Below are 21584 nucleotides of genomic sequence, written 5' to 3'. Positions count from 1 at the left end.
TATACTATTTTTGCTTAAATCAATTGTATGCGCAAGATAAGTATTTTAGTTATTTCTGTAATTCTCTTCTTCGGGTGTAAGCAAAAACCGGTTGTTCACCCTACTTTTTATTATTGGAGAACGGATTACCAGAACAAAAAAGCAGAAACCAATTATCTTGATCAATTTGGATCAAAATCTTTGTATGTGCGGATTATGGATGTAGATTTTAATCCAGATCTGCAATTGCCTGTACCCATATCGCCGATTAAATTTTCTGATCCCCTACCTAAGCAGGTTAATATTGTACCGGTAGTGTTTATCGTTAACCAGGTTTTTAATAAGGTTGATACCATACAGACCGCGGTGATGGCCAATCGCATTGCCAAATTTGTGGCCGAAAAGGTAAAACAGGTCGGAAAGACGACCTATACTGAACTACAAATTGATTGTGATTGGACCAAAGGTACCAGAAACAGGTATTTTAAATTTTTGGAGCAGTTGAGTAACCTTCCATTACTAAAGGGAAAAACCATTTCAGTAACCCTACGCCTGCATCAGATTAAGAATGTAGTGTCGAGTGGGATTCCACCGGTAGATAAAGGGATCCTGATGTGTTATAACATGGGCAATTTACGTAAGTATGGCGATCAAAACTCGATATTGGATCAGCATGAAATGGATCAATACCTCAAAGATTACCTCGAACAATACCCCTTACCACTTGATGTTGCGTTACCTCTTTTTGAATGGGCAGTGGTATTCAGAAACAAACAATACGCAGGTATTTCCAAACGGATTGGCAAAACCCAGCTAGGCGACAAAAAGCTTTTTAAACAGCGCGAAAATTCCATTCTCTACGATTTGCTCACTGATTATCCTGCTGCTGGTTTAAAAAAAGGAGATGTAATCAGATGGGAACAGGTTTCTGCTAAAGATTTACTGTTAACCTCTAAATTTTTATCCCGATATTTGGCCCCCAGAGAACGTAACCTCGTTTTCTACCATTTAGACATCGACCTTTTAAAACATTTTAAGAATGAAGACCTTCAAAAAGTTATCACTGATTTTTAGTATATTCCTGATTACTTTTTTCGGCGAAATTGCTGTAAATCTGGCCTGTGGCGGCGAGATAGACCCTTACGATTATTATATTTCTTATTTCCATAACAATATTGAAGGAGATGAATATTCGCCTTTTGCCTATAACCAAATGGTTTATCTTAACAGCGAAACGGATGTAGAAAGCGAGCCGGAGATCAATAGCCGTGAATGGGCTAAATTCCTCGACATTAAAAAAGAGGATGTATTAAAGGTGATGTATAAAACAGACAGTGCCACCGATGTGAAGTTGGTGAATTTTGATGGCAATATCTCACAATTACCTGATAGCCTGCAACAAAATAGTTTTATCCGGGCATTGGGCAAACAAAAAGCGCCTTTAAAATATTATCAGTTTGCCAAAAGCTGCGAGCCGTTGGCCAATGTGACATTTAACCTTTGGGATGCAACACCTCGCGATACCACAGCAATGGCTACCAAAGCCCAGGAAGGATTAAAATTAACAGCAGCTGAAAAAGATGATTTTCTGAAATTACGTTATGCTTACCAAACGGAACGGATGTTTCACTTTGCAGGAATGCATACAGAGAGTAAGTCAACTTATGAAACGTATATTAAAACCAGTAAAGTTAACAGCGCCGTTAAAGGTTGGGCATTAGCTTTATATGCCGGATCCATCCGCAGATTGGGCAACCCGGATGAAGCTGCTTTTTTATTCTCAAAAGTTTTTGCCAGCAATCCGGAGCGGAGGATACAAGCCTACAAAAACTATTTTTACACCAGTTCACCAGTTCAAGGCGCTTTAAAATATGCCAAAACCAATAACGAAAAAGCCAATATATGGGCCATAAATGGATTCGGCAATGCCGATTCGGGCATAGAAAGCATCAACAAGGTTTACAGCTACGAACCAAAAAGCCAGTTGAATGGCACCTTACTGGTACGCGAAGTAAATAAATTGGAGCAAGATCTTATTGAGGCGAATGACATTGCCAAAATTGGTTATAATTATTACTTTTCAGATAACGGCAATCCAAAATATAAAGACAGTTTAAAAAATGTTAATCTAAAACACCTAAACGAAATCAGGAGTTTTGCTGTAAAGCTGGCTACGGAAAAGAAGTATCCACAGCCTGAACTGGGTACTTTAACGGCAGCTTATTTATCCTGGATGGAGAACAAAGATATTGTGGCATCAAATTACCTGGCCAGTCTAAAACCTGATAAACTGCCTGAAAGATTGCGCGACCAATACCGAATTATCGATTTGCTGATCAAAGCAAAAAACATCAAAAAAGGTAATGCATTTAATGAAAACGACTTATTACCAACATTAAAATGGCTGGATGAAAAACGTTTTGCAGAAAACAAAAACCAACCAAACGGGCAATATGATTATGATGATCAGGCCGATAAACGTTTCAGCAGAACGACGAGGAATTTTTATCAGCAAATATTAGCCCCTGCTTATTTGAACCTGGGCGACACGGCTAAAGCAGCGCTTGCCATGGTTAAAGGCGATCTGAACCACCAAACGCTGAAAGAAAACTCTCTTTTCCAGAATATGAGTTACCAGAGCATTAATTTCTGGCAGAAAAATCTGAGTCCGAAAAGTATGCAGGGCCTAGCGCTTTACAAAACCAAGGCAGCTGCAAACGATGTTATCGGTTTACTCGCTTCGGCTTTAAACCAACTGAAAAATGACGATTTTTATGAGCTTTATGGTACCACTTACCTACGTACACATCAATACGATAAAGCTGTGCAAATGTTTGCAAAGGTTTCGGCAGGTTATAAATATTTTGCTCCCGAAAACTGGTACGGAGACGGGGAGAATACTAAACTTTATGCTAATCCATTTATCGAAACCATTAACGATTTTCCTAAAAAATATGTAACGGCTAAAGCATCCGTCACAAAAAAAACTTTCGCTGCAGAAATGCTTCGTTTGCAAAAACTACTTGTTAGTGATAAAAAGAATGCCGCGCTCTATTATTATAAAATGGCGAATGCGGTTTACCAAACAGGTTACTTTGGTAACAGCTGGTTTCTGATCAGTTACGATTGGTCATCTTATGATAACAGCAATCCCGCGAAATATGTATACGACGGGGATTACAAAAAAGCACAGACGGCAAAAGCATGGTATTTAAAGGCCAGGGCACTAAGTACCAATGCCGATTTTAAAGCAAAATGCACCTTTATGCTGGCAAAATGTTTGCAAAAACAAATCATCATGAATGCAAACCCGCTTTCATTTTATTATTATGATAAAAAGGATATAAAATGGAGAAACTTCATCAAGGCGAATTATAATAACCCTTATCTAAAAGAGTTAAGATTTAATTACAGTAAAACTCCTTTTTATGCTGTAGCCTCAAGTGAATGTAGTTATTTAGGAGATTTTATAACCGCTAAAGCGCAAAACTAATTTGTTTTAGCATTAAATTATGTTGACCATTAAGAAATTAAGGTAGTTAAGAAAATGCGGCCGTCCTATCGATCGAAGCAACGCGCAGTGCCTGGCCCGTACAGGCAGGGCGAGATCTATGAGACAGATTTAGCTGTGTTTAGCACTTCGTGATTCTCGAATTCTTTGTAATCGCTTAAAATTACGTAGTTATAATATTGACTTAACTATTTATCCTAACTTGCTTGGCATTTTCCCTAAACCCTAAACCCTAAACCCTAAACCCTAAACCCTAAACCCTAAACCTACCACCTAATCAACGCACTGGCCCAGGTAAAGCCAGATCCAAACGCAGCGAGGCATACCAAATCGCCATCTTTGATTTTACCGGCTTCCCAAGCTTCACATAAGGCAATAGGCACAGAAGCGGCTGTAGTATTCCCATATTTTTGAATATTATTAAACACCTGATCGTCGTTTAAGCCTAACAATTGCTGTACATACTGGCTGATACGCAGGTTTGCCTGGTGCGGCACCAATAGATCAATATCTTTTTCCGTTAGTTTATTTGCTGCTAAAGCCTCTTTAATTACTTCTGGAAATTTCACTACCGCTTTTTTGAAAACAGCAGGGCCATCCATATAGGGTAAAGCAGCACCACTCTCTAAAATTTCCTGGGTCATAAACAATCCACCCAGTTCCTGTTCCGGATAGGCTGGTTTATCATTTAACCATTTATTGGCATGAGAACCAGGATAATACATGGCCAGAATTTCGGCGTCTGCACCATCACTATGCAAATGTGTACTTAAAATCCCTGTTCCGGCTTCATCCGTAGGCTGTAATACAACAGCACCGGCACCATCCCCAAAAATTACAGAGACATTGCGGCTACGGGTTTCAAAATCCATGGCAAACGAATGTTTCTCGCTTCCTACCACCAGTACATTTTTATACATGCCGGTTTTTACAAACTGATCAGCCACCGAAAGTGCATAAACAAAGCCAGAACATTGGTTCCTGATATCTAAAGCGCCGATTTCGCCCATGCCCATTTCCCGCTGTAATAATACACCACATCCCGGGAAATAATAATCAGGACTAAGTGTGGCAAAAACAATAAAATCCACATCTTTAGCCGTAATCCCAGCTCTTTCGATTGCAATTTTAGCCGCTTCGATACCCATGGTAGTCGTAGTTTCCTCATTACGATCGGCAAAACGGCGTTCTTTTATACCGGTACGTTCCTGGATCCAAGCATCGTTAGTATCCATAAAACGGCTCAAATCATCATTTGTATAAACATTTTTAGGAACGTAATAGCCTATTCCTGCAATTTTCGACTGGTGCATACTCGTATATTATTTGGTTAAACAAAGTTAGTTAATTAAAAAAGATATGAGGTGCGATTTGAGAAGTGAGATATCATTGCAACATCCTAAAATCTAATATCTCAGATCTAATATCTCAAATCTTCTAAATTATTGTTTATTTTTGCACCATGTCTACAGAAACCAAAGAAGAGACCTTTACGCTCGAAGAAATTTTAACTTCCTTAAAAACCGTACATCGCCTTATTTTGTGGAATGATGAGATCAATACTTTCGACCATGTGATCTACTGCATGATGAAATACCTGGATTATAACGAATCGCAGGCCGAAAAAATTGCATGGAAAGTGCATAATGAAGGTAAATGCCCTGTTTTAGAAGGGTCGTTTACGGAAATGGAAGTATACCGGAAGATTTTGCAGCAAGAAGGTTTGACGGCTTCTGTTGATTAAGAGATTACTTTCGAGAATTATCTCGCAATATCGTCATTTCGAGCGGAGTGCAACGCAGTCGAGAAATCTATGTAGGCAGATCTCTCCATTTCACTGCGTTTCAGTCGAGATGACGACTATTCCACAAAAATCACCCCTCCAATCCTTTCAAAAGCGCAGTTAACTCAGCCTGTGTGGTTTGCGTTTTGTCTTTAGCATACCAACCATGAAGTTTTTCTGCCAAAATCGGCATTTCGGAAGTTTCCTTTCTCCATTCTTTTAAAAGTTCCTGTAAAACTTGCGGTCTTGGTCCCCAGGTTGCTAAAACCTGATCAGCAGATTGATTCAGCACAATCAAAACCGGAATAGCTCTTCCACCATTGGTTAAATGTGCGTCAATTAATGGCAGGTTTTTATCTCTGAGTACAAATTTTAGCTCAATTTTACCTAACGATGCAGTTGCGATTTTATTGAAAAGCGGAACAATCTGGGCAGCATCGCCACACCAGCCTTCGGTAATCACTAAAAACTTATAGTTTTCCTGAAGATGATCAATAGCTGCTGTCAGCTCATCATTTAAGCTAACCGTTTTATCTACGCGGTTCATCCGCTGCACATTCATTTTAGTATAGTGCAAATCGTAAGCTACATCACCAGTAGCCTTCCCTTCTAACAGGAGCTGATCAACCAATGCACGATAGGTTTGATAATCCATTCCTTGTTCGCTGAAAATTTCGCTATAATTAACCATGATGCTTAAAATTATGCAGCAAAGGAAAGGAGAAATCAGTTGAAAATAATCATGATTTTGCAAGAAAAAGCAGGCGGTTTATTGCACAGACTTTCGGGTTACGCAGCTTTAGCGAAATAACAGCTTGGCAATTTCACCAATCTCCCCTACAAAACCCGCAGTATTTTCTGTTAAGTAAACCCGATTGGAATGAAAAGCCCGTAAACGAGGTACGAGTGCGGACTTGGAATAAAAAGCGGGAATACAGTAACCGAAGACAACAGAAACCTGCTTTCCATATCTATAAAATTTGCGCTTCAAAAAATATCCTGAAATAAATCCGATAGCAATCGGATCAGAATGACGATTGTATTGCTAAGCCTTCATCAACTCGCTTACATGCTGTGTTAAAGCTACAAAATCAGCAACGGTTAACTGCTCGGCACGTTTCTCGAAGTAGATATGATCGTCCATTTTATCTTTAGGCATTACTGCAGAAACGGCATTACGTAAGGTTTTTCTCCGCTGGTTAAAACCAGCCTTAACCACCCGCCAGAATAATTTTTCATCGCAGTCTAAATTCTCCACCTCATTTCTGGTTAAACGGATTACAGCCGAGTGTACCTTCGGCGGTGGATTAAATGTACCTGGCTTAACCGTAAACAGATACTCAATTTTATAATAAGCCTGCAAAAACACACTTAAAATACCGTATTCCTTATTACCTGCAGGTGCTGCGCAACGCTGTGCCACCTCTTTTTGGAACATCCCCACCATTTCTACTACTTTATGGCGGTTATCTAAAATCTTAAATAAAATCTGTGATGAGATATTGTATGGAAAGTTACCGATAATCGCAAACTGTCCGGGGAAAATGGCCTCAAAATCAAGCTTTAAAAAATCGCCATTTATCAATCGATCGCCAAGCTGCGGGTATTTTTCATTCAAAAAATGGAAAGATTCAGTATCAATATCAATCAGATAAGTTGTTAAATCTTTACGTTGCAGCAAAAAATCAGATAAGATTCCCATTCCTGGTCCAACCTCTAAAACCTGATTATATTTATCGGTATTTACCAAAGCCTCAACTATGCGGCTAGCAATGCCTTTATCAGTTAAAAAATGTTGTCCTAAGTGTTTTTTTGCTTTTACTAAACTCATACCCCGTGCCCCTGAAGGGGATTTTAAAAATTAAAATTGTCAGCAAAGATATGCTTATTATTTCTTTGCAGATCAATCTGCGCTTATTACGGTTTCATTTTTTTTAAAGGGTTTAATCGAAAATCAGTAATTTGCGCTAAAATTTTCCAGTAATTATGAGCAATAAACTTAAAATTGGCATCAGTATAGGCGACGTAAACGGCATAGGTTTAGAGGTAATCATTAAAACATTATCCAATCCTGCCATTTTAAATTATTGTACTCCAATCGTTTATGGACATACCAAAGTTTCATCTTTTCATAGAAAAGCAAATAACCTTGGCGATTTTAGTTTTAATGTGGTCAACAATGCCAGCCAGGCCATGCCAAAAAAGGCCAACATGATCAATTGCTGGGAAGAAGATGTAAAAATTGAATTGGGTCAGGTTACGGCGACAGGCGGCAAATACGCGCTTTTATCATTAGAACGTGCAACAGCCGACCTGGTAAACGGCGATATAGATGCTTTGGTTACCGCTCCAATTAATAAACATAATATTCAATCCGAAACTTTTGCTTTTCCGGGCCATACCGAATATCTGCAGGAAAAGAGTGGCAGTAAAGATGTGCTGATGTTTCTGATCAGCGAAAATTTACGTGTTGGCGTGGTAACCGGTCACATTCCGGTGAAAGATGTTCCGGCTGCCATTACAAAAGATAAAATTGTAAATAAGTTAAAACTGATTAACGAAAGTTTAAAAAAAGACTTCTGGATCGAAAAACCAAAAATTGCTGTTTTGGGCTTAAACCCACACGCCAGCGATAACGGTTTATTAGGCGCCGAGGAAGCTGAAATAATTACGCCAGCTATCCAGGAAGCTTACGATAAAGGTATTGTTTGTTTTGGCCCATACCCTGCTGATGGCTTTTTCGGTAATGGCAGCTACAAACAGTTTGATGCCGTTTTGGCCATGTACCATGATCAGGGATTAATTCCTTTTAAAACATTGGCTTTCCATAATGGCGTAAACTACACCGCTGGTTTAAACTTTGTCCGTACCTCTCCCGATCATGGAACAGGTTACGATATTGCAGGTAAAAATTTAGCAGATTCGACTTCATTTACCGAAGCTTTGTTTTCTGCCATTCACATTGTTAAAAACCGTCGAGAGCAGGAAGAAATGCTGAGCAACCAATTACGCACAGGAGGAAAAGTAGTTGAAACGCAGTTTGATATTAAGGATGATGCTTCTTAAAAGGTAGAAAATTGAGGGTAGAAAGGGCGTAGGTTTTTAATTTTAAAGAGCTGAAAGACCAAAGATGCATTAAACTCAGATGCACTAAGGTGGCTTAGGTGGTTACATTTTTTTTTTTGCAAAGCAAGGCCTTGTGTTCCATCGGTTCCGAAAGTCCTGCTTTTCCTACAAGCCCAATGAAGAATTGGGGCTTTTCGTCCAATCAGGTTTATTTTAGTTAAAATTGTGCATCAAATTAAAAATGAGCGGTACTAAAAAAACCAATTCCATTCTCCCTATAATTGTTATTGCGCAGTTTCTCTGTACATCTTTGTGGTTTGCTGGCAATGCGGTATTACCTGATATTGTTAAAAACTTCCCAACTGAAACCAACCTTTTAGCCAGTCTAACCAGTATGGTGCAGTTTGGTTTTATTAGCGGAACTTTAGTATTTGCCTTTTTTGCCATTTCTGATATTTTTTCACCCTCAAAAGTTTTCTTTATCTGTGGAATTGCAGCTGCCTTGTTTAATCTTGGCATCTGTTTAGAACTACCCGATGTCCATTTATTACTGTTTTTTCGCTTTTTAACTGGTTTTATGCTGGCTGGGATTTACCCCGTTGGCATGAAAATAGCATCCGATTATTTTAAATACGGACTAGGAAAATCCTTAGGTTTTTTAGTTGGCGCTTTGGTTTTGGGTACTGCTTTCCCTCATTTATTGAAAACATTCACCGCAAATTTTACCTGGCAATATGTAATCTTTGTTACTTCGGGTTTATCTCTGACTGGAGCAATTGCTATTTTATGGTTTGTACCAAACGGCCCATTTAGAACTGTCGGACAAAAATTCAATTTCCGTTCTTGTTTTAACGGATTTAAAGATCCTGATTTTCGATCTGCTGCTTTCGGCTATTTCGGCCACATGTGGGAACTTTATACCTTTTGGGCTTTTTTACCCGGCATGCTGCTGCTTTACAACACTAAACATGTACATACAACTTTAAATATACCGCTGTTTTCGTTCTTAATTATCGCATCGGGAGGTTTATCTTGCATGATTGGCGGTTTGCTCTCACAAAAATTTGGTGCAAAACGAGTTGCCACCATTGCCCTTTCCATTTCGGGGTTATGCTGTCTGCTCTCGCCGCTTTTTCTATCCAGCGGCTCTGTTTATCCTTTTCTTATCTTTTTGTTTTGCTGGGGCTTGTCCGGAACCGCAGATTCGCCCTTGTTTTCTTCTTTAATTGCCAAACACGCACCCGAAAGCCTGAGAGGGACTTCTTTAACACTGGTAAATTGTATCGGCTTTGCCATTACGATTATTAGCATTCAGGTGATTAATCTTTTGGCTAAAGAGATGAATTCGCATTATCTTTATATGGTTTTAGCTGTTGGCCCAGTTTTGGGATTGTGGGCATTAAAAATAAAATAACATGCTTTTAAAATTTGGAATATCCTTAATTATAATTGGCATTTATAATGTTTATATACGGCATCTCATATTTAACTTCAGGGGAGTCTTAAGCTTCATTTTAAAAGATCTCGGAGAATGCTCAATTGTTTTGTGAATACCGTTTTGATTATTGGAACCATCCTTACTATAATTGCAAGAATAATAAAAAAAATAAAATGAAATCACTATCCCCAATTATAAAACCCGAAGAATTAACCTGGTTAAACCAGGATGATGAAATCGTCATGATCGAGGCCAGTGCAGGATCAAAAGCCAGATATGATGAACAACATTTGGCTGGCGCACTTTTTGCCGATGTAAATGAAGATTTAGCCAACATCGGCGATTTTGCTATTGGCGGACGACATCCGTTACCCACTCCCGAACAGTTTTCAACTGTGTTGCAAAAACTCGGGATTACGGAACACAGCCATGTTATTGTTTACGATGATAAAAATGGCGGTAACGCAGCAGCAAGGTTATGGTGGATGTTAAAGGCTATTGGTCACACGAAAGTGCAGGTAATTGATGGAGGCTTTCAGGCGGCTGTTAAAGCAGGTTTCCCGACGACAGATAAAATAGAAATTCCAAAATCTGTTTCGCCTTACGCAGTAAAAACATGGGATCTACCGCTGTCTGACATTAACGAAGTTGAAAAAGTAGCCAAAACAGATGATTACATCATAATTGATGTACGTGATGCCAATCGTTTTGCAGGCCTCACCGAGCCTATCGATTTAATTGCCGGACATATTCCGGGTGCAGCTAACATTCCTTTTACCGAAAATTTAGATGCATCAGGCGCTTTCCTTGCCCCCGAAATATTAAAAGAAAAATACGAAGAAGCCCTGGCGCATGTAAAGCCCGAAAATGTGATTGTACATTGTGGCTCAGGCATTACCGCTTGCCATACCCTTTTGGCTATGGATTATGCAGGTTTACCTATCCCAAAACTTTATGTAGGCTCTTGGAGTGAATGGAGCAGAAATAATAAGGAAATGATATTGGCTAGCTAATGGCCATAAGACCATCCGGCTTTTAAAATGGATATGGCCTAAAAATCAAGAGTTAACATTAACAATTTTTTAAAAAACATTTTAAATCTAATATTTTATCCCTACATTTGCAGGCTAAAATTTTACAGTACTTTGAACCCATTAAAACAATTTTCATTACCGTTTACCGGCTTAAAATTGGGAACTCATCAGTTTGATTATGAGCTTGATGATCACTTTTTTAATGCATTTGAGTATTCGTTAATTAAAAGTGGAAATTTAAAAGTAAACCTGGAACTTGATAAACAAGAGACCATGTTGCTGTTAAAATTTAAAGTTATTGGTACAGTTAATTTAGATTGCGATAAATGTTTATCTGAGTTTCCACTACCGATAAATCTTTATGAAAGGCAGATTGTAAAGTTTGCTGAAGATGAACTGGAGAGTGACGATGAAGAAATTATTTCGCTAAGCCGTAAAGAAACCGAGATTGATATATCCGGTCCTTTATACGAAATGATTAACGTTGCGGTACCTTATATCAAAAACTGCGAACAGGCAGGTAAAGATTGTGATCAGGAGATGATTGACCGTTTAAATCAATTATCAATCGAGAACCAGGCTGAAGAAAATGAACAAACAAGCGACCCACGTTGGGAAGCCCTTAATAAGTTAAAAAAATAATTAGATTATACACCAATGGCACATCCAAAACGGAAAATCTCGAAACAGAGAAAAAATAAAAGAAGAACACACTATAAAGCGGTTACTCCTTCTTTAGCAACATGCTCGGCAACAGGTGCTATCCACGTACCTCACCGTGCTTACAACGTTGATGGTAACTTATACTACAACGGCAAACTGGTTATCGAAAATACTCAGATAGGGTAATTTTCTTAAAAAATTGTTTGTGTTTTCAGCGGCTTTAGTCATACCTTAGTCAACTGAAAATTCAGGATTACACCTGACTAACACAAACAGATTTTTTCTATGAAAATAGGCCTCGACATAATGGGCGGAGACTATGCTCCCAAAGCAATTGTTTTGGGAGCAATAGCTGCTCATCAATCGCTTAACGCTGGAGAGCATTTAGTTCTTATTGGCGATACCGAACAGATTAAACCCATTCTCGCAGAAGAGGGTTTCAATCCAGATCATTTTGAATACGTTCATACTGATGAAGTTATTGGTATGGGCGAACATCCCACCAAAGCAATCGTTCAGAAACCAAACTCGAGCATAGCTGTTGGTTTTAACCTTTTAAAAGAGGGTAAAATCGATTCTTTCGCAAGTGCCGGTAATTCTGGAGCCATGTTGGTTGGCGCAGTTTTTAGCGTCAAAACCATTCCGGGCATTATCCGCCCTTGTTTATGTACAATTCTTCCAAAAATTAAAGGCGGCACAGGCCTATTGTTAGATGTAGGTGCAAATGCCGACTGTAAACCTGATATTTTATTACAATTTGGTGTTTTAGGCAGTTTATATGCAGAAAATCTTTTGCAGATCAATGAGCCAAAAGTTGCCCTGATGAATATTGGTGAAGAGGATGAGAAAGGGAATATGCTAAGCATGGCTACTTTTCCGTTAATGAAAGAAACCAACCTTTTCAACTTCGTTGGAAATGTGGAGGGAAGAGATTTATTTAACGATAAGGCCGATGTAATTGTGTGCGATGGTTTTACTGGAAATGTAATGCTAAAATTAGCAGAATCGTTTTATGTGCTTACCATCAAAAAGGGCCTAAAAGATGAGTTTTTCGATCGTTTTAATTATGAACAATACGGCGGAAGCCCGGTTCTAGGTGTGAATGCTCCAGTTGTTATCGGACATGGAATTTCTAGTCCGCTGGCTGTTAAAAATATGGTTCTACAATCCAGAGAGATGATTACTACCGGATTGGTAGAAAAAATTAGAATGGCATTTAAATAATTTATTAAAATGAGTAAAATTCACGCTGCTATTACTGCAGTAAATGGTTATGTCCCCGACTATGTGCTTACAAACGCAGAGTTAGAAACCATTGTTGACACTTCGGATGAATGGATTACCAGCAGAACGGGAATTAAAGAACGTAGAATTTTAAAAGGAGAAGGTTTAGGCACTTCAGATATGGCTGTTCATGCTGTAAACGGTTTGCTTAAAAAGAGAGGAATTGATGCAAAAGAAATTGAATTGATTATCTTTTGCACCACTACTCCGGATTTTACTTTCCCTGCAACAGCAAACGTTTTAGCGGATAAAGTTGGCGCTACCAATGCATGGGGTTATGATTTACAGGCCGCTTGTTCTGGCTTTTTATTTGGTCTTTCTACTGGTGCATCATTTATAGAATCAGGCAGACATAAAAAAATTTTAGTGGTTGGTGGCGATAAAATGTCATCAATCATCAATTATGAAGACCGCACCACCTGCATCATTTTTGGTGATGGTTGCGGTTGTGCTTTACTAGAACCAAATGAAGAAGGTTTAGGTATTCAGGATTCTATTTTGAGAACAGATGGATCTGGAAGAGATTTCCTAGGCATGAAAGCGGGTGGATCGGTAAAACCAGCTACCCACGAAACTATTGATGCCAGAGAGCATTTTGCGCATCAGGAAGGGCCAACAGTATTTAAATTTGCGGTAACCAATATGGCCGATGTTGCTGCCGAAATTATGGAGCGCAACAGCTTAACTGCTGATGATGTGGCCTGGTTAGTACCTCACCAAGCTAACAAACGCATTATTGATGCCACAGCGAACCGCATGGGGGTTACAACCGATAAGGTGATGATTAACATCGAACGTTATGGAAATACAACCAACGGAACAATTCCTTTATGTTTATGGGAATGGGAAAGCAGATTGAAAAAAGGCGATAACATCGTCTTAGCTGCATTCGGTGGTGGCTTTACCTGGGGTTCTGTATACCTTAAATGGGCTTACGACACAAAATAGTCGGAAGTCTTTAGTCCGGAGTCCGAAGTAAAGGTACTGCCCGGATAAAAAATAAAACAAAAAAAAGTATAACTTAGTTAATTCAATAAACACTATTTTTTACATAACTAGCCTAAAAAATGGATATCAAACAAATACAGGAACTGATTAAATTTGTTTCTCGTTCTGGAGTAAATGAAGTTGCTATTGAGCAGGAAAACTTCAAAATCACGATCAAAACAAACCAAGCACCAACAGTTGTGCATGCTACCGTACCACAGGCTCCGCTTGTACAGGCTGCTGCTCCTGTTGCTACAGCTCCTACTGCCCCAAGTGCTGCAACACCTGCTGTACCTGTTGCAGAAGACACTTCAAAGTACATTACCATTAAATCGCCAATGATCGGTACTTTTTACCGTTCAGCTAGCCCAGAAAAACCAATGTTTGTTAATGTTGGCGATGAAATTAGCGCAGGTAAGGTAGTTTGTATTATCGAGGCAATGAAACTTTTCAACGAAATTGAAAGTGAAGTTTCAGGCCGTATCGTTAAAATATTGGTTGATAATGCATCACCTGTAGAATACGATCAACCATTATTTTTAGTAGAACCTATTTAGTTATTGATTACACAGATTAATTAGATAACACCGATTACAATTGATTAGCATGATGGTTATTTTCCGAATAAATCGGTGTAATCATTAACATCGGTGTAATCAGAAAAGGTAAAATTATGTTTAAAAAAATTCTAATTGCCAACAGGGGTGAAATCGCTTTGCGTATTATCCGTACCTGTAAGGAAATGGGCATTAAAACGGTTGCTGTTTACTCTACCGCAGATCGCGAGAGTTTACACGTACGTTTTGCTGATGAGGCTGTTTGTATTGGCCCGCCGCCCAGTAAAGATTCTTATTTAAATATCCCAAATATTATCTCGGCTGCAGAATTAACTAACGCCGACGCTATACACCCTGGTTACGGTTTCTTGTCAGAAAATGCTAAGTTTTCTAACATCTGCCGCGAATATAACATCAAATTTATTGGTGCAACTCCAGAGCAGATTAATGGTATGGGCGATAAAGCCTCAGCAAAAGAAACCATGAAAAATGCCGGTGTTCCAACCATTCCAGGATCGGAAGGTTTGCTTACCAGTGTTAAAGAAGGTATTGCAATTGCCAACGAAATGGGCTATCCGGTAATCCTTAAAGCTACCGCTGGTGGTGGTGGCCGTGGTATGCGCGTAGTTTGGAAAGATGAAGACTTCGAAAATGCCTGGGATAGTGCACGCCAGGAATCTGGTGCAGCATTTGGTAATGATGGTTTATATTTAGAAAAATATATCGAAGATCCACGCCACATTGAAATCCAGGTGATTGGTGATCAGTTTGGCAAAGCCTGTCACTTATCAGAACGCGATTGTTCAATCCAGCGCCGTCACCAGAAATTGGTAGAAGAATCTCCTTCTCCTTTCATGACTGATGAGCTTCGCCAGAGAATGGGTGAAGCAGCAATTAAAGGAGCAACGGCTGTAAATTATGAAGGAGCTGGTACAATCGAATTTTTGGTTGATAAACACCGTAACTTCTACTTTATGGAGATGAATACCCGTATCCAGGTAGAGCACCCGGTTACCGAAGAGGTAATCAACTTCGATTTAATTAAAGAACAGATTAAAGTCGCTGCGGGAATTCCGATTTCAGGTAAAAACTATACCCCGGAGATGCACGCTATTGAGTGCCGTATCAATGCTGAAGATCCGGCAAACAATTTCCGTCCTTCACCAGGTAGAATTACTAACTTCCATTCTCCAGGTGGTCACGGTGTTCGTGTTGATACGCATGTTTATGCAGGTTATTCAATTCCTTCTAATTACGATTCAATGATTGCTAAATTAATCTGCGTGGCTCAAACCCGCGAAGAAGCCATTTGTACCATGGAGCGTGCATTAAGCGAATTCGTAATTGAAGGTATAAAAACGACTATCCCATTCCATTTACAATTGATGAAAGACCCTAATTTCAGAGCAGGAAATTTCACTACAAAATTTATGGAAACCTTCGAGTTTTCGGAATAATAGAAATTACCATAAAATTCAAATCCCATTTTGCTCAAACAAAATGGGATTTTTCTTTATTAAAAATTTTAAATTTATTTCAGTAAATTCGATTTATGGAAACATTAATTGTACATCCGGAAAACAAGGCGCAACTAAATGCGGTAAAGCAGGTACTAAAAGCCATGACGGTTTCTTTTGAAAAAAGGAAAAACCTTCAATACCGAATTCATTGCTAAATAAAGAAATCGGAACAAAGTTTTAAAGAGGGAAAATTCACTAAGATAGCGATAGAGGATTTATGGAAATAGCTTTTAATGAGATTGCAGCATCTGAACAATATTAAAAGTTTTGATATTATTGCCGGACCAAAATCTTTAATTGTTACAGGAGAAGATGGCGTATATCAATTTAATTATAACAATGCTGCAAATTTAAGCCAAATGAGTATGATTAAAAACCAATTGTGGGACTAAGCCCTACCAGGGCTCTTCATTTTTACAACGGATTTCTCATAATAATATAAACTATTTCTATATTTAACACGTAAATACCATTCTATTCAAATAGAATGGTATTTTTGTTTTCAACATGAGCGACACTAAAAAAACTTTACTTACAAAAGCTATCGGTCAAAAGAGCACCAATTTAGAGGCAGAAATGTCTTTTTTCGATCACCTGGATGTTCTCCGTAAACATTTAATCAGAGCCGTAATTGCCATTGCCGTTTTTACGGGTATCGCTTTTTACTTCAATGAAGAGATTCTGGATAAAATAATCTTCGGACCTAAAAAACCTGATTTTTGGACTTACCGGATGATGTGTAAACTGGTAGAACATTTTCCATCACTGGGTAAAGATATGTGTATCACCAAAATTAATGGTGAAATTATCAATACCGAGATGGCCGGTCAGTTTAATCTGCAGTTAAATGTTTGCGTAATGTGTGGTATTGTGGTTGGTTTCCCATATCTGTTGTGGGAAATCTGGCGTTTTATTAAACCGGCATTACATGAAAATGAACGTAAATCAGCCAGTGGTTTTGTATTCTTCGCCTCTGTACTTTTCATTATTGGTATCTTTTTCGGCTACTTTATAGTATGCCCGTTATCGGTTAACTTTTTAACTGGTTATACGGTAAGTGCCGAAATCAAAAATACTTTTACAGTCGATTCCTACCTTTCTTCTGTAGCAACCCTTACTTTAGGTACGGGGATTATCTTTGAACTTCCGGTGATTATTTTCATCCTGTCTAAACTTGGTTTGATGACACCAAAGTTGATGAGATCAAGCAGAAGGTATGCAGCGGTGATTATCTTAATCATTGCGGCCATTGTTACGCCAACACCTGATATTATGACTATGCTGATTGTAGCTACGCCGTTATTCCTGCTTTATGAGCTGAGTATTTTCGTTTCAGCTTACATTGAAAAAAAGAAGAAAAAAGCTGAAGCTGCATTCTATGCTAACTAACAAAAACATTACGAATAGAATTCACAATTCTCTATACATTTGACAATGTCTGGTACAAAAATTAAAATCGCCATTGGCGCGGATCATGCCGGATTCGAATACAAAGAATTATTAAAAGATTTTTTACAAGATTACGAAGTAAAAGATTTTGGCCCGCATACTGCAGATTCTGTTGACTATCCTGATTTTGCCCATCCTGTTGCCAGTGCTGTCGAAAATGGAGAATTTACCTATGGTATTTTACTTTGCGGCTCTGCCAACGGTGTGGCCATAACAGCCAACAAACATCAGGGCATTAGAGCAGGTTTATGCTGGGAAAACGAAGTGGCTTCACTGGTCCGCCTGCATAACAATGCTAATGTTCTTTGTATCCCGGCCCGTTTTGTTTCTATAGACGAAGCTAAACAAATTACCGAAACCTTTTTAACTACAGCATTTGAAGGCGGCCGACACCAAAACCGGGTTGACAAAATTTCGTGCTAACCAGACCTCACCTAAAATTATCATCATGAACAAAAAATTTTTAACCCTTGGTTTAGCCACACTTGTTACAGCAAGTTGTTTTGGCCAGATCAAACCCCTCCCTGCCAATAAAGACGCTATTAAATTTAGCAAGGCCATTAATCCTGATAATGCCTATAAACACCTTTCTGTTTTGGCATCTGACGAATATGAAGGCCGCGAAACAGGAACCAAAGGTGCCTGGATGGCAGCAGATTACATCCGCGATTATTTTAAATCGATTGGCTTAAAAGGTCCGGTTAATGGCAGTTATTTCCAGAAAATTAACCTGGTAAATGTTACTTTAAAAGAAAGTCATGTAACCGTTAACGGTCAGCCGAAAGAATATCAGAAAGATTATATTGTATCACCAAGCTTAATCAGCGATAACGGTTTTACTTTTTCTACTGATCAGATTGTATTTATTGGTTACGGGATCAAGAAAGACAGCTATAACGATTTTGCCGGAACAGATATTAAAGGTAAAGTAGTGATGATGTTTAACGGCGGAGATCCAACCATTAAGCCAGGTACCCGTGTTGACAGGGCTGCTTACCGGGCCATGTTAGAGAGCAGGGCAAAATATTTTGCGGAGAATAATGTTAAAGCCATTATCCTAATCGATCCAAGTGTGGATAGAATTACCGAAAACACGAAACAGGCTCAAAATAACGGCCGTGTGATGGTCAAAACAAATGCCGCTATTGAGGCGCAGAAACAAAATGAAACGCCGCGTATTTCCATCTCTGTAGCCCTTGCAAACGATTTGTTAAAATCTGCCAATACTACAGCAGCCGATTTACAAAAGAAAATTACTGAAAGCCTTACGCCTGCTTCGCAAGTGTTAAATGTTCCTTTCTCAGCAAGTGCTGCTAAAAACGAAGCAGCGGTTAGGTGCGAAAATGTTTTGGGTTTCTTAGAGGGGTCTGATCCTGTACTTAAAAAAGAAGTATTAATCTTAACCGGTCACTACGATCATATTGGTTTGGAAACTGATCCTAACGCAAAAGATAAAGTAAACAACGGTGCTGATGACGATGGATCCGGTACTACAGGTGTTTTATTAATGGCAAAAGCTTTTACCGATGCCAAAAAAGCAGGTAAAGGTCCTAAACGCAGCATCTTATTTATGACTGTTGTTGGAGAAGAAAAAGGCCTTTGGGGTTCTGAATGGTATTCTGAGCATCCTGTTTTCCCTGTTGCCAATACCATTGCCGATTTAAATACTGATATGATTGGCCGTACAGGTGAAGCATATTTAGGCAAACCCGATTCGGCAAACTACATTTATTCGGTAGGTTCCAGGATGTTAAGTAGCGATCTGGCTAATTTAAGCGAGCAGGTAAATGCTACTTATACTAAAATGAAACTGGATTATAAATATGATGATCCAAAAGATCCTGAGCAGATTTATTACCGCTCAGACCATTACAATTTCGCCAAATTAGGCATTCCAATTATTTTTTATTATGATGGGATGTTACAACAGGATTACCACAAACCAGGCGACGAAGTAAGTAAAATTAACTTCCCCCTACTTACTAAAAGAGCAAAACTCACCTATTTTACGGCATGGGAGCTTGCCAACAGGGCTAAACGTCCGGTAGTAGACATGGATGGAAAAGGAAATCCGAAGAAATAATTTCAAAATACTCAGCCTCAACGAAATGTTGGGGCTTTTTTATGAATGTGATAACCGTAATTTTATATTTCAGGATTAAAATGTTATTTTTGGTAAAAGCACATTTATGGATCAATTGCATATTTTAGAAAAAATCAAAATGATCCCTGTTGCCTATCAGCAAGAGGTAGAAGACTTCATTGATTTTATTTTGCAAAAAAAAGACCTTAAAAGAAGCGAGAAAAAAAGTAGTAGAAAACTTGGCTTACTTAAGGGAAAAATGAAAATGAGTGATGACTTTAATGCTCCATTAGAAGATTTCAAAGATTACATGTAGTAAAAAAATACTTGCTTGATACGCACGTTTTACTTTGGATGCAGGACGACAACATTGCATTATCTAACAGAGCAAGAAAAATTTTAGAAGACCCAACCCTTAACCTATATCTGAGCATTGCCAGTTTGTGGGAAATTACAATAAAACAATCAATAGGTAAACTTCATTAGAGTATTCATTAGATGAACTCATTGACTCATGCAATGAAACTAATATTTCGATTCTTCTAATAGAGATAGGAACATTAAAAACACTTAAATCTTTACCATTTCTACATCGCGATCCTTTCGATAGAATTATTATTGCAACAAGTATAGAATTAGGCTTGGATTTTATTTCAAGCGATGAAATAGGTAAAAAATATATACCAGAGGTAATCTGGTAAAATCATTTCATTATAATAATTTCTTTTGTTTCAACTTTCAAAAAATAAACTCAATGGGTTTCCTATCTTTGGTTTTTAGCGAAGAAGCACCAAACTAAAAGTGGTTATTCTTCGTTACCCCTATAATAAATTGCCATTGATGAAAACTGCCGAGGAATTTTTAGAGAAGTCTGATGAGAAAGCTTTCGATTTACCGCATCGTAAAACCATAAATTATAATATTGGTAAATACAATACAGCGGTTGAACGTGGCTTATCTAAATTCGAAAACCTCGAGGCTTCCAAGAAAAAAGCCCATGTGATTAAATGGCGGGTAATGGAAAACCTCGACAAGTTCTTACCAGAGTTCGAATCGAATTTTCAGCGCAGAGGTGGTAAAGTAATTTGGGCAAACGATGCTGCAGAAGCTCAGCAGGAAATCCTCAATATTATTAAAAGAAACAACGGAAAAAAGGTCATCAAATCTAAATCAATGACCACCGAAGAAATTCACCTGAACGACTTTTTGGAGCAAAACAATATCGAATCGTTAGAAAGCGATCTGGGCGAATACATTGTTCAGTTATTGGGCCAGGCGCCCTACCACATTGTTACCCCCGCCATGCACTTAAGTGCAACTGATATTGCACAGTTATTTCACGATAAATTTGGTACCCCGATTGATGCCACGCCGCCGCAACTGGTACAAAAAGCAAGGGAGCTACTCAGAGATAAATATTTAAATGCTGATATTGGCATTAGTGGCGGTAACTTCCTGATTGCTGATACCGGAAGCATCGCCATTACCGAAAACGAAGGAAATGCCAGGTTAAGCACTACTTTCCCTAAAATACATATTGCCATTGTTGGTATAGAAAAGATAATTCCTTCCATGGCCGATTTGGCTTTATTCTGGCCTTTACTGGCTTCACATGGTACCGGACAAAACCTAACGGTTTACAATAGTATCCTCAGTGGTCCGCGTCAGCCAAATGAAACAGATGGGCCTGAAGAAATGTATGTCATCCTGCTGGATAATGGCCGCACCAATTTGCTGGCTCAAAAAGATCAGCGACAAGGTTTATATTGCATTCGTTGTGGTGCCTGTTTAAATGCCTGCCCTGTATACAAAAATATTGGCGGACATACCTACAACACCACTTATAGCGGCCCGATTGGTTCTGTAATTACGCCGCACCTAAAAGGCATGGAAGAGTTTAAGCATTTAAGTTATGCTTCCAGTCTGTGCGGAAAATGTTCGGAGGTTTGCCCGGTAAAAATCGATATCCATAAAATGTTGTTGCTCAATCGCCGGGATGCGGCAGCTGCCCATGAGAACGGCAAGAAGGAAGAAATAGGCTGGAGTATGTTCAGCAAAATGATGCAAAAACGCAAGTGGATGGACTTCTTTGGGGGAAATTTTAAGAACTTTATGCTTAAAACCTTCTTCAAAAAAAGTTGGGGCAAATACCGCGAAATGCCAAACGTTGCCGATAGATCTTTTGCAAAACAGTGGGAAGAATTAAAGAAGAGTCGGGAGTCCTGATTCT

The 21584-nt window shown here is 38.8% G+C and carries 21 protein-coding genes and 1 pseudogene; 19 read left to right on the top strand and 3 right to left on the bottom strand.

The window, feature by feature from the left end; translation table 11 throughout:
- The first annotated feature begins 27 nt into the window (after nt 1-27).
- Nucleotides 28-1053, top strand: coding sequence for a hypothetical protein (locus BLR60_RS07280; protein ID WP_090498288.1), 1026 nt, complete (start codon nt 28-30; stop codon nt 1051-1053).
- On the top strand, nt 1019-3472 hold the full coding sequence (locus tag BLR60_RS07275; RefSeq protein ID WP_090498286.1) for a hypothetical protein: 2454 nt from the start codon (nt 1019-1021) through the stop codon (nt 3470-3472). The genes BLR60_RS07280 and BLR60_RS07275 overlap by 35 nt, the downstream gene beginning before the upstream one ends.
- 284 nt (nt 3473-3756) lie before the next feature.
- On the opposite strand, the gene BLR60_RS07270 is transcribed toward BLR60_RS07275, so the two are convergent.
- Nucleotides 3757-4803: a 3-oxoacyl-ACP synthase III family protein gene (locus tag BLR60_RS07270; protein ID WP_090498284.1), complete on the bottom strand. Its 1047-nt coding sequence runs from the start codon at nt 4801-4803 to the stop codon at nt 3757-3759.
- A gap of 149 nt (nt 4804-4952) precedes the next feature.
- On the opposite strand from BLR60_RS07270, the gene BLR60_RS07265 reads away from it, so the two are divergent.
- The gene (locus BLR60_RS07265) at nt 4953-5234 is read left to right on the top strand and encodes an ATP-dependent Clp protease adaptor ClpS (RefSeq protein ID WP_090498282.1); all 282 of its coding nucleotides are present in this window, start codon (nt 4953-4955) and stop codon (nt 5232-5234) included.
- 130 nt (nt 5235-5364) lie between these two features.
- On the opposite strand, the gene BLR60_RS07260 is transcribed toward BLR60_RS07265, so the two are convergent.
- Both BLR60_RS07260 and rsmA read right to left on the bottom strand, forming a co-directional pair.
- Entirely contained in the window at nt 5365-5964 is a 600-nt protein-coding gene (locus BLR60_RS07260; RefSeq protein ID WP_090498281.1) for a thioredoxin family protein, read from the bottom strand.
- 354 nt (nt 5965-6318) lie between these two features.
- Complete coding sequence (gene rsmA / locus BLR60_RS07255; RefSeq protein WP_090498279.1) at nt 6319-7104, bottom strand: 16S rRNA (adenine(1518)-N(6)/adenine(1519)-N(6))-dimethyltransferase RsmA; 786 nt, start codon at nt 7102-7104, stop codon at nt 6319-6321.
- Between the two features lie 155 nt (nt 7105-7259).
- Here rsmA and pdxA point away from each other — a divergent pair, with 155 nt between their 5' ends.
- From pdxA to BLR60_RS07185, 16 genes and pseudogenes are all read left to right on the top strand, one after another.
- Nucleotides 7260-8339 carry a 4-hydroxythreonine-4-phosphate dehydrogenase PdxA gene (gene pdxA, locus BLR60_RS07250; RefSeq protein ID WP_090498277.1) on the top strand — a complete coding sequence of 360 codons (1080 nt, stop codon included), beginning with the start codon at nt 7260-7262 and terminating at the stop codon, nt 8337-8339.
- 241 nt (nt 8340-8580) lie between these two features.
- Nucleotides 8581-9753 (top strand): MFS transporter, encoded by a 1173-nt coding sequence (locus BLR60_RS07245; RefSeq protein ID WP_090498275.1) that lies wholly within the window; start codon nt 8581-8583, stop codon nt 9751-9753.
- 197 nt (nt 9754-9950) lie between these two features.
- Nucleotides 9951-10790, top strand: a complete 840-nt coding sequence (locus BLR60_RS07240; RefSeq protein ID WP_090498547.1) for a sulfurtransferase — start codon at nt 9951-9953, stop codon at nt 10788-10790.
- A gap of 132 nt (nt 10791-10922) precedes the next feature.
- Nucleotides 10923-11453, top strand: coding sequence for a YceD family protein (locus BLR60_RS07235; RefSeq protein WP_090498273.1), 531 nt, complete (start codon nt 10923-10925; stop codon nt 11451-11453).
- Nucleotides 11454-11468: 15 nt separating this feature from the next.
- Nucleotides 11469-11660, top strand: a complete 192-nt coding sequence (gene rpmF, locus BLR60_RS07230; protein ID WP_025143959.1) for a 50S ribosomal protein L32 — start codon at nt 11469-11471, stop codon at nt 11658-11660.
- A 99-nt stretch (nt 11661-11759) separates the two neighbouring features.
- Nucleotides 11760-12698, top strand: coding sequence for a phosphate acyltransferase PlsX (gene plsX / locus BLR60_RS07225; protein WP_090498271.1), 939 nt, complete (start codon nt 11760-11762; stop codon nt 12696-12698).
- Between the two features lie 9 nt (nt 12699-12707).
- The gene (locus BLR60_RS07220; protein ID WP_090498270.1) at nt 12708-13706 is read left to right on the top strand and encodes a beta-ketoacyl-ACP synthase III; all 999 of its coding nucleotides are present in this window, start codon (nt 12708-12710) and stop codon (nt 13704-13706) included.
- Nucleotides 13707-13825: 119 nt separating this feature from the next.
- Nucleotides 13826-14302 carry an acetyl-CoA carboxylase biotin carboxyl carrier protein gene (accB, locus tag BLR60_RS07215; protein WP_090498268.1) on the top strand — a complete coding sequence of 159 codons (477 nt, stop codon included), beginning with the start codon at nt 13826-13828 and terminating at the stop codon, nt 14300-14302.
- 116 nt (nt 14303-14418) lie between these two features.
- A complete protein-coding gene (gene accC, locus BLR60_RS07210) occupies nt 14419-15759 on the top strand; it encodes an acetyl-CoA carboxylase biotin carboxylase subunit (protein WP_090498266.1) in 1341 nt (446 codons plus the stop codon).
- Between the two features lie 95 nt (nt 15760-15854).
- A pseudogene (locus tag BLR60_RS25425) lies at nt 15855-16049 on the top strand (DUF2683 family protein).
- Between the two features lie 6 nt (nt 16050-16055).
- Complete coding sequence (locus tag BLR60_RS24810; protein ID WP_167354697.1) at nt 16056-16214, top strand: hypothetical protein; 159 nt, start codon at nt 16056-16058, stop codon at nt 16212-16214.
- Between the two features lie 115 nt (nt 16215-16329).
- The gene (gene tatC / locus BLR60_RS07205; protein WP_090498264.1) at nt 16330-17211 is read left to right on the top strand and encodes a twin-arginine translocase subunit TatC; all 882 of its coding nucleotides are present in this window, start codon (nt 16330-16332) and stop codon (nt 17209-17211) included.
- 45 nt (nt 17212-17256) lie between these two features.
- A complete protein-coding gene (gene rpiB / locus BLR60_RS07200) occupies nt 17257-17694 on the top strand; it encodes a ribose 5-phosphate isomerase B (protein ID WP_090498262.1) in 438 nt (145 codons plus the stop codon).
- A gap of 25 nt (nt 17695-17719) precedes the next feature.
- Nucleotides 17720-19354: a M28 family peptidase gene (locus BLR60_RS07195; RefSeq protein WP_090498545.1), complete on the top strand. Its 1635-nt coding sequence runs from the start codon at nt 17720-17722 to the stop codon at nt 19352-19354.
- Between the two features lie 106 nt (nt 19355-19460).
- Entirely contained in the window at nt 19461-19670 is a 210-nt protein-coding gene (vapB, locus tag BLR60_RS07190) for a type II toxin-antitoxin system VapB family antitoxin (RefSeq protein ID WP_090498260.1), read from the top strand.
- Nucleotides 19671-20191: 521 nt separating this feature from the next.
- Entirely contained in the window at nt 20192-21580 is a 1389-nt protein-coding gene (locus tag BLR60_RS07185) for a LutB/LldF family L-lactate oxidation iron-sulfur protein (RefSeq protein ID WP_090498543.1), read from the top strand.
- The last annotated feature ends 4 nt before the right edge of the window (nt 21581-21584 follow it).

This window comes from Pedobacter terrae, from assembly GCF_900100705.1.
GTDB lineage: Bacteria > Bacteroidota > Bacteroidia > Sphingobacteriales > Sphingobacteriaceae > Pedobacter > Pedobacter terrae.
Note: the sequence above shows the minus strand (reverse complement) of the source record. Positions and strands in the feature narration are given on the sequence as shown.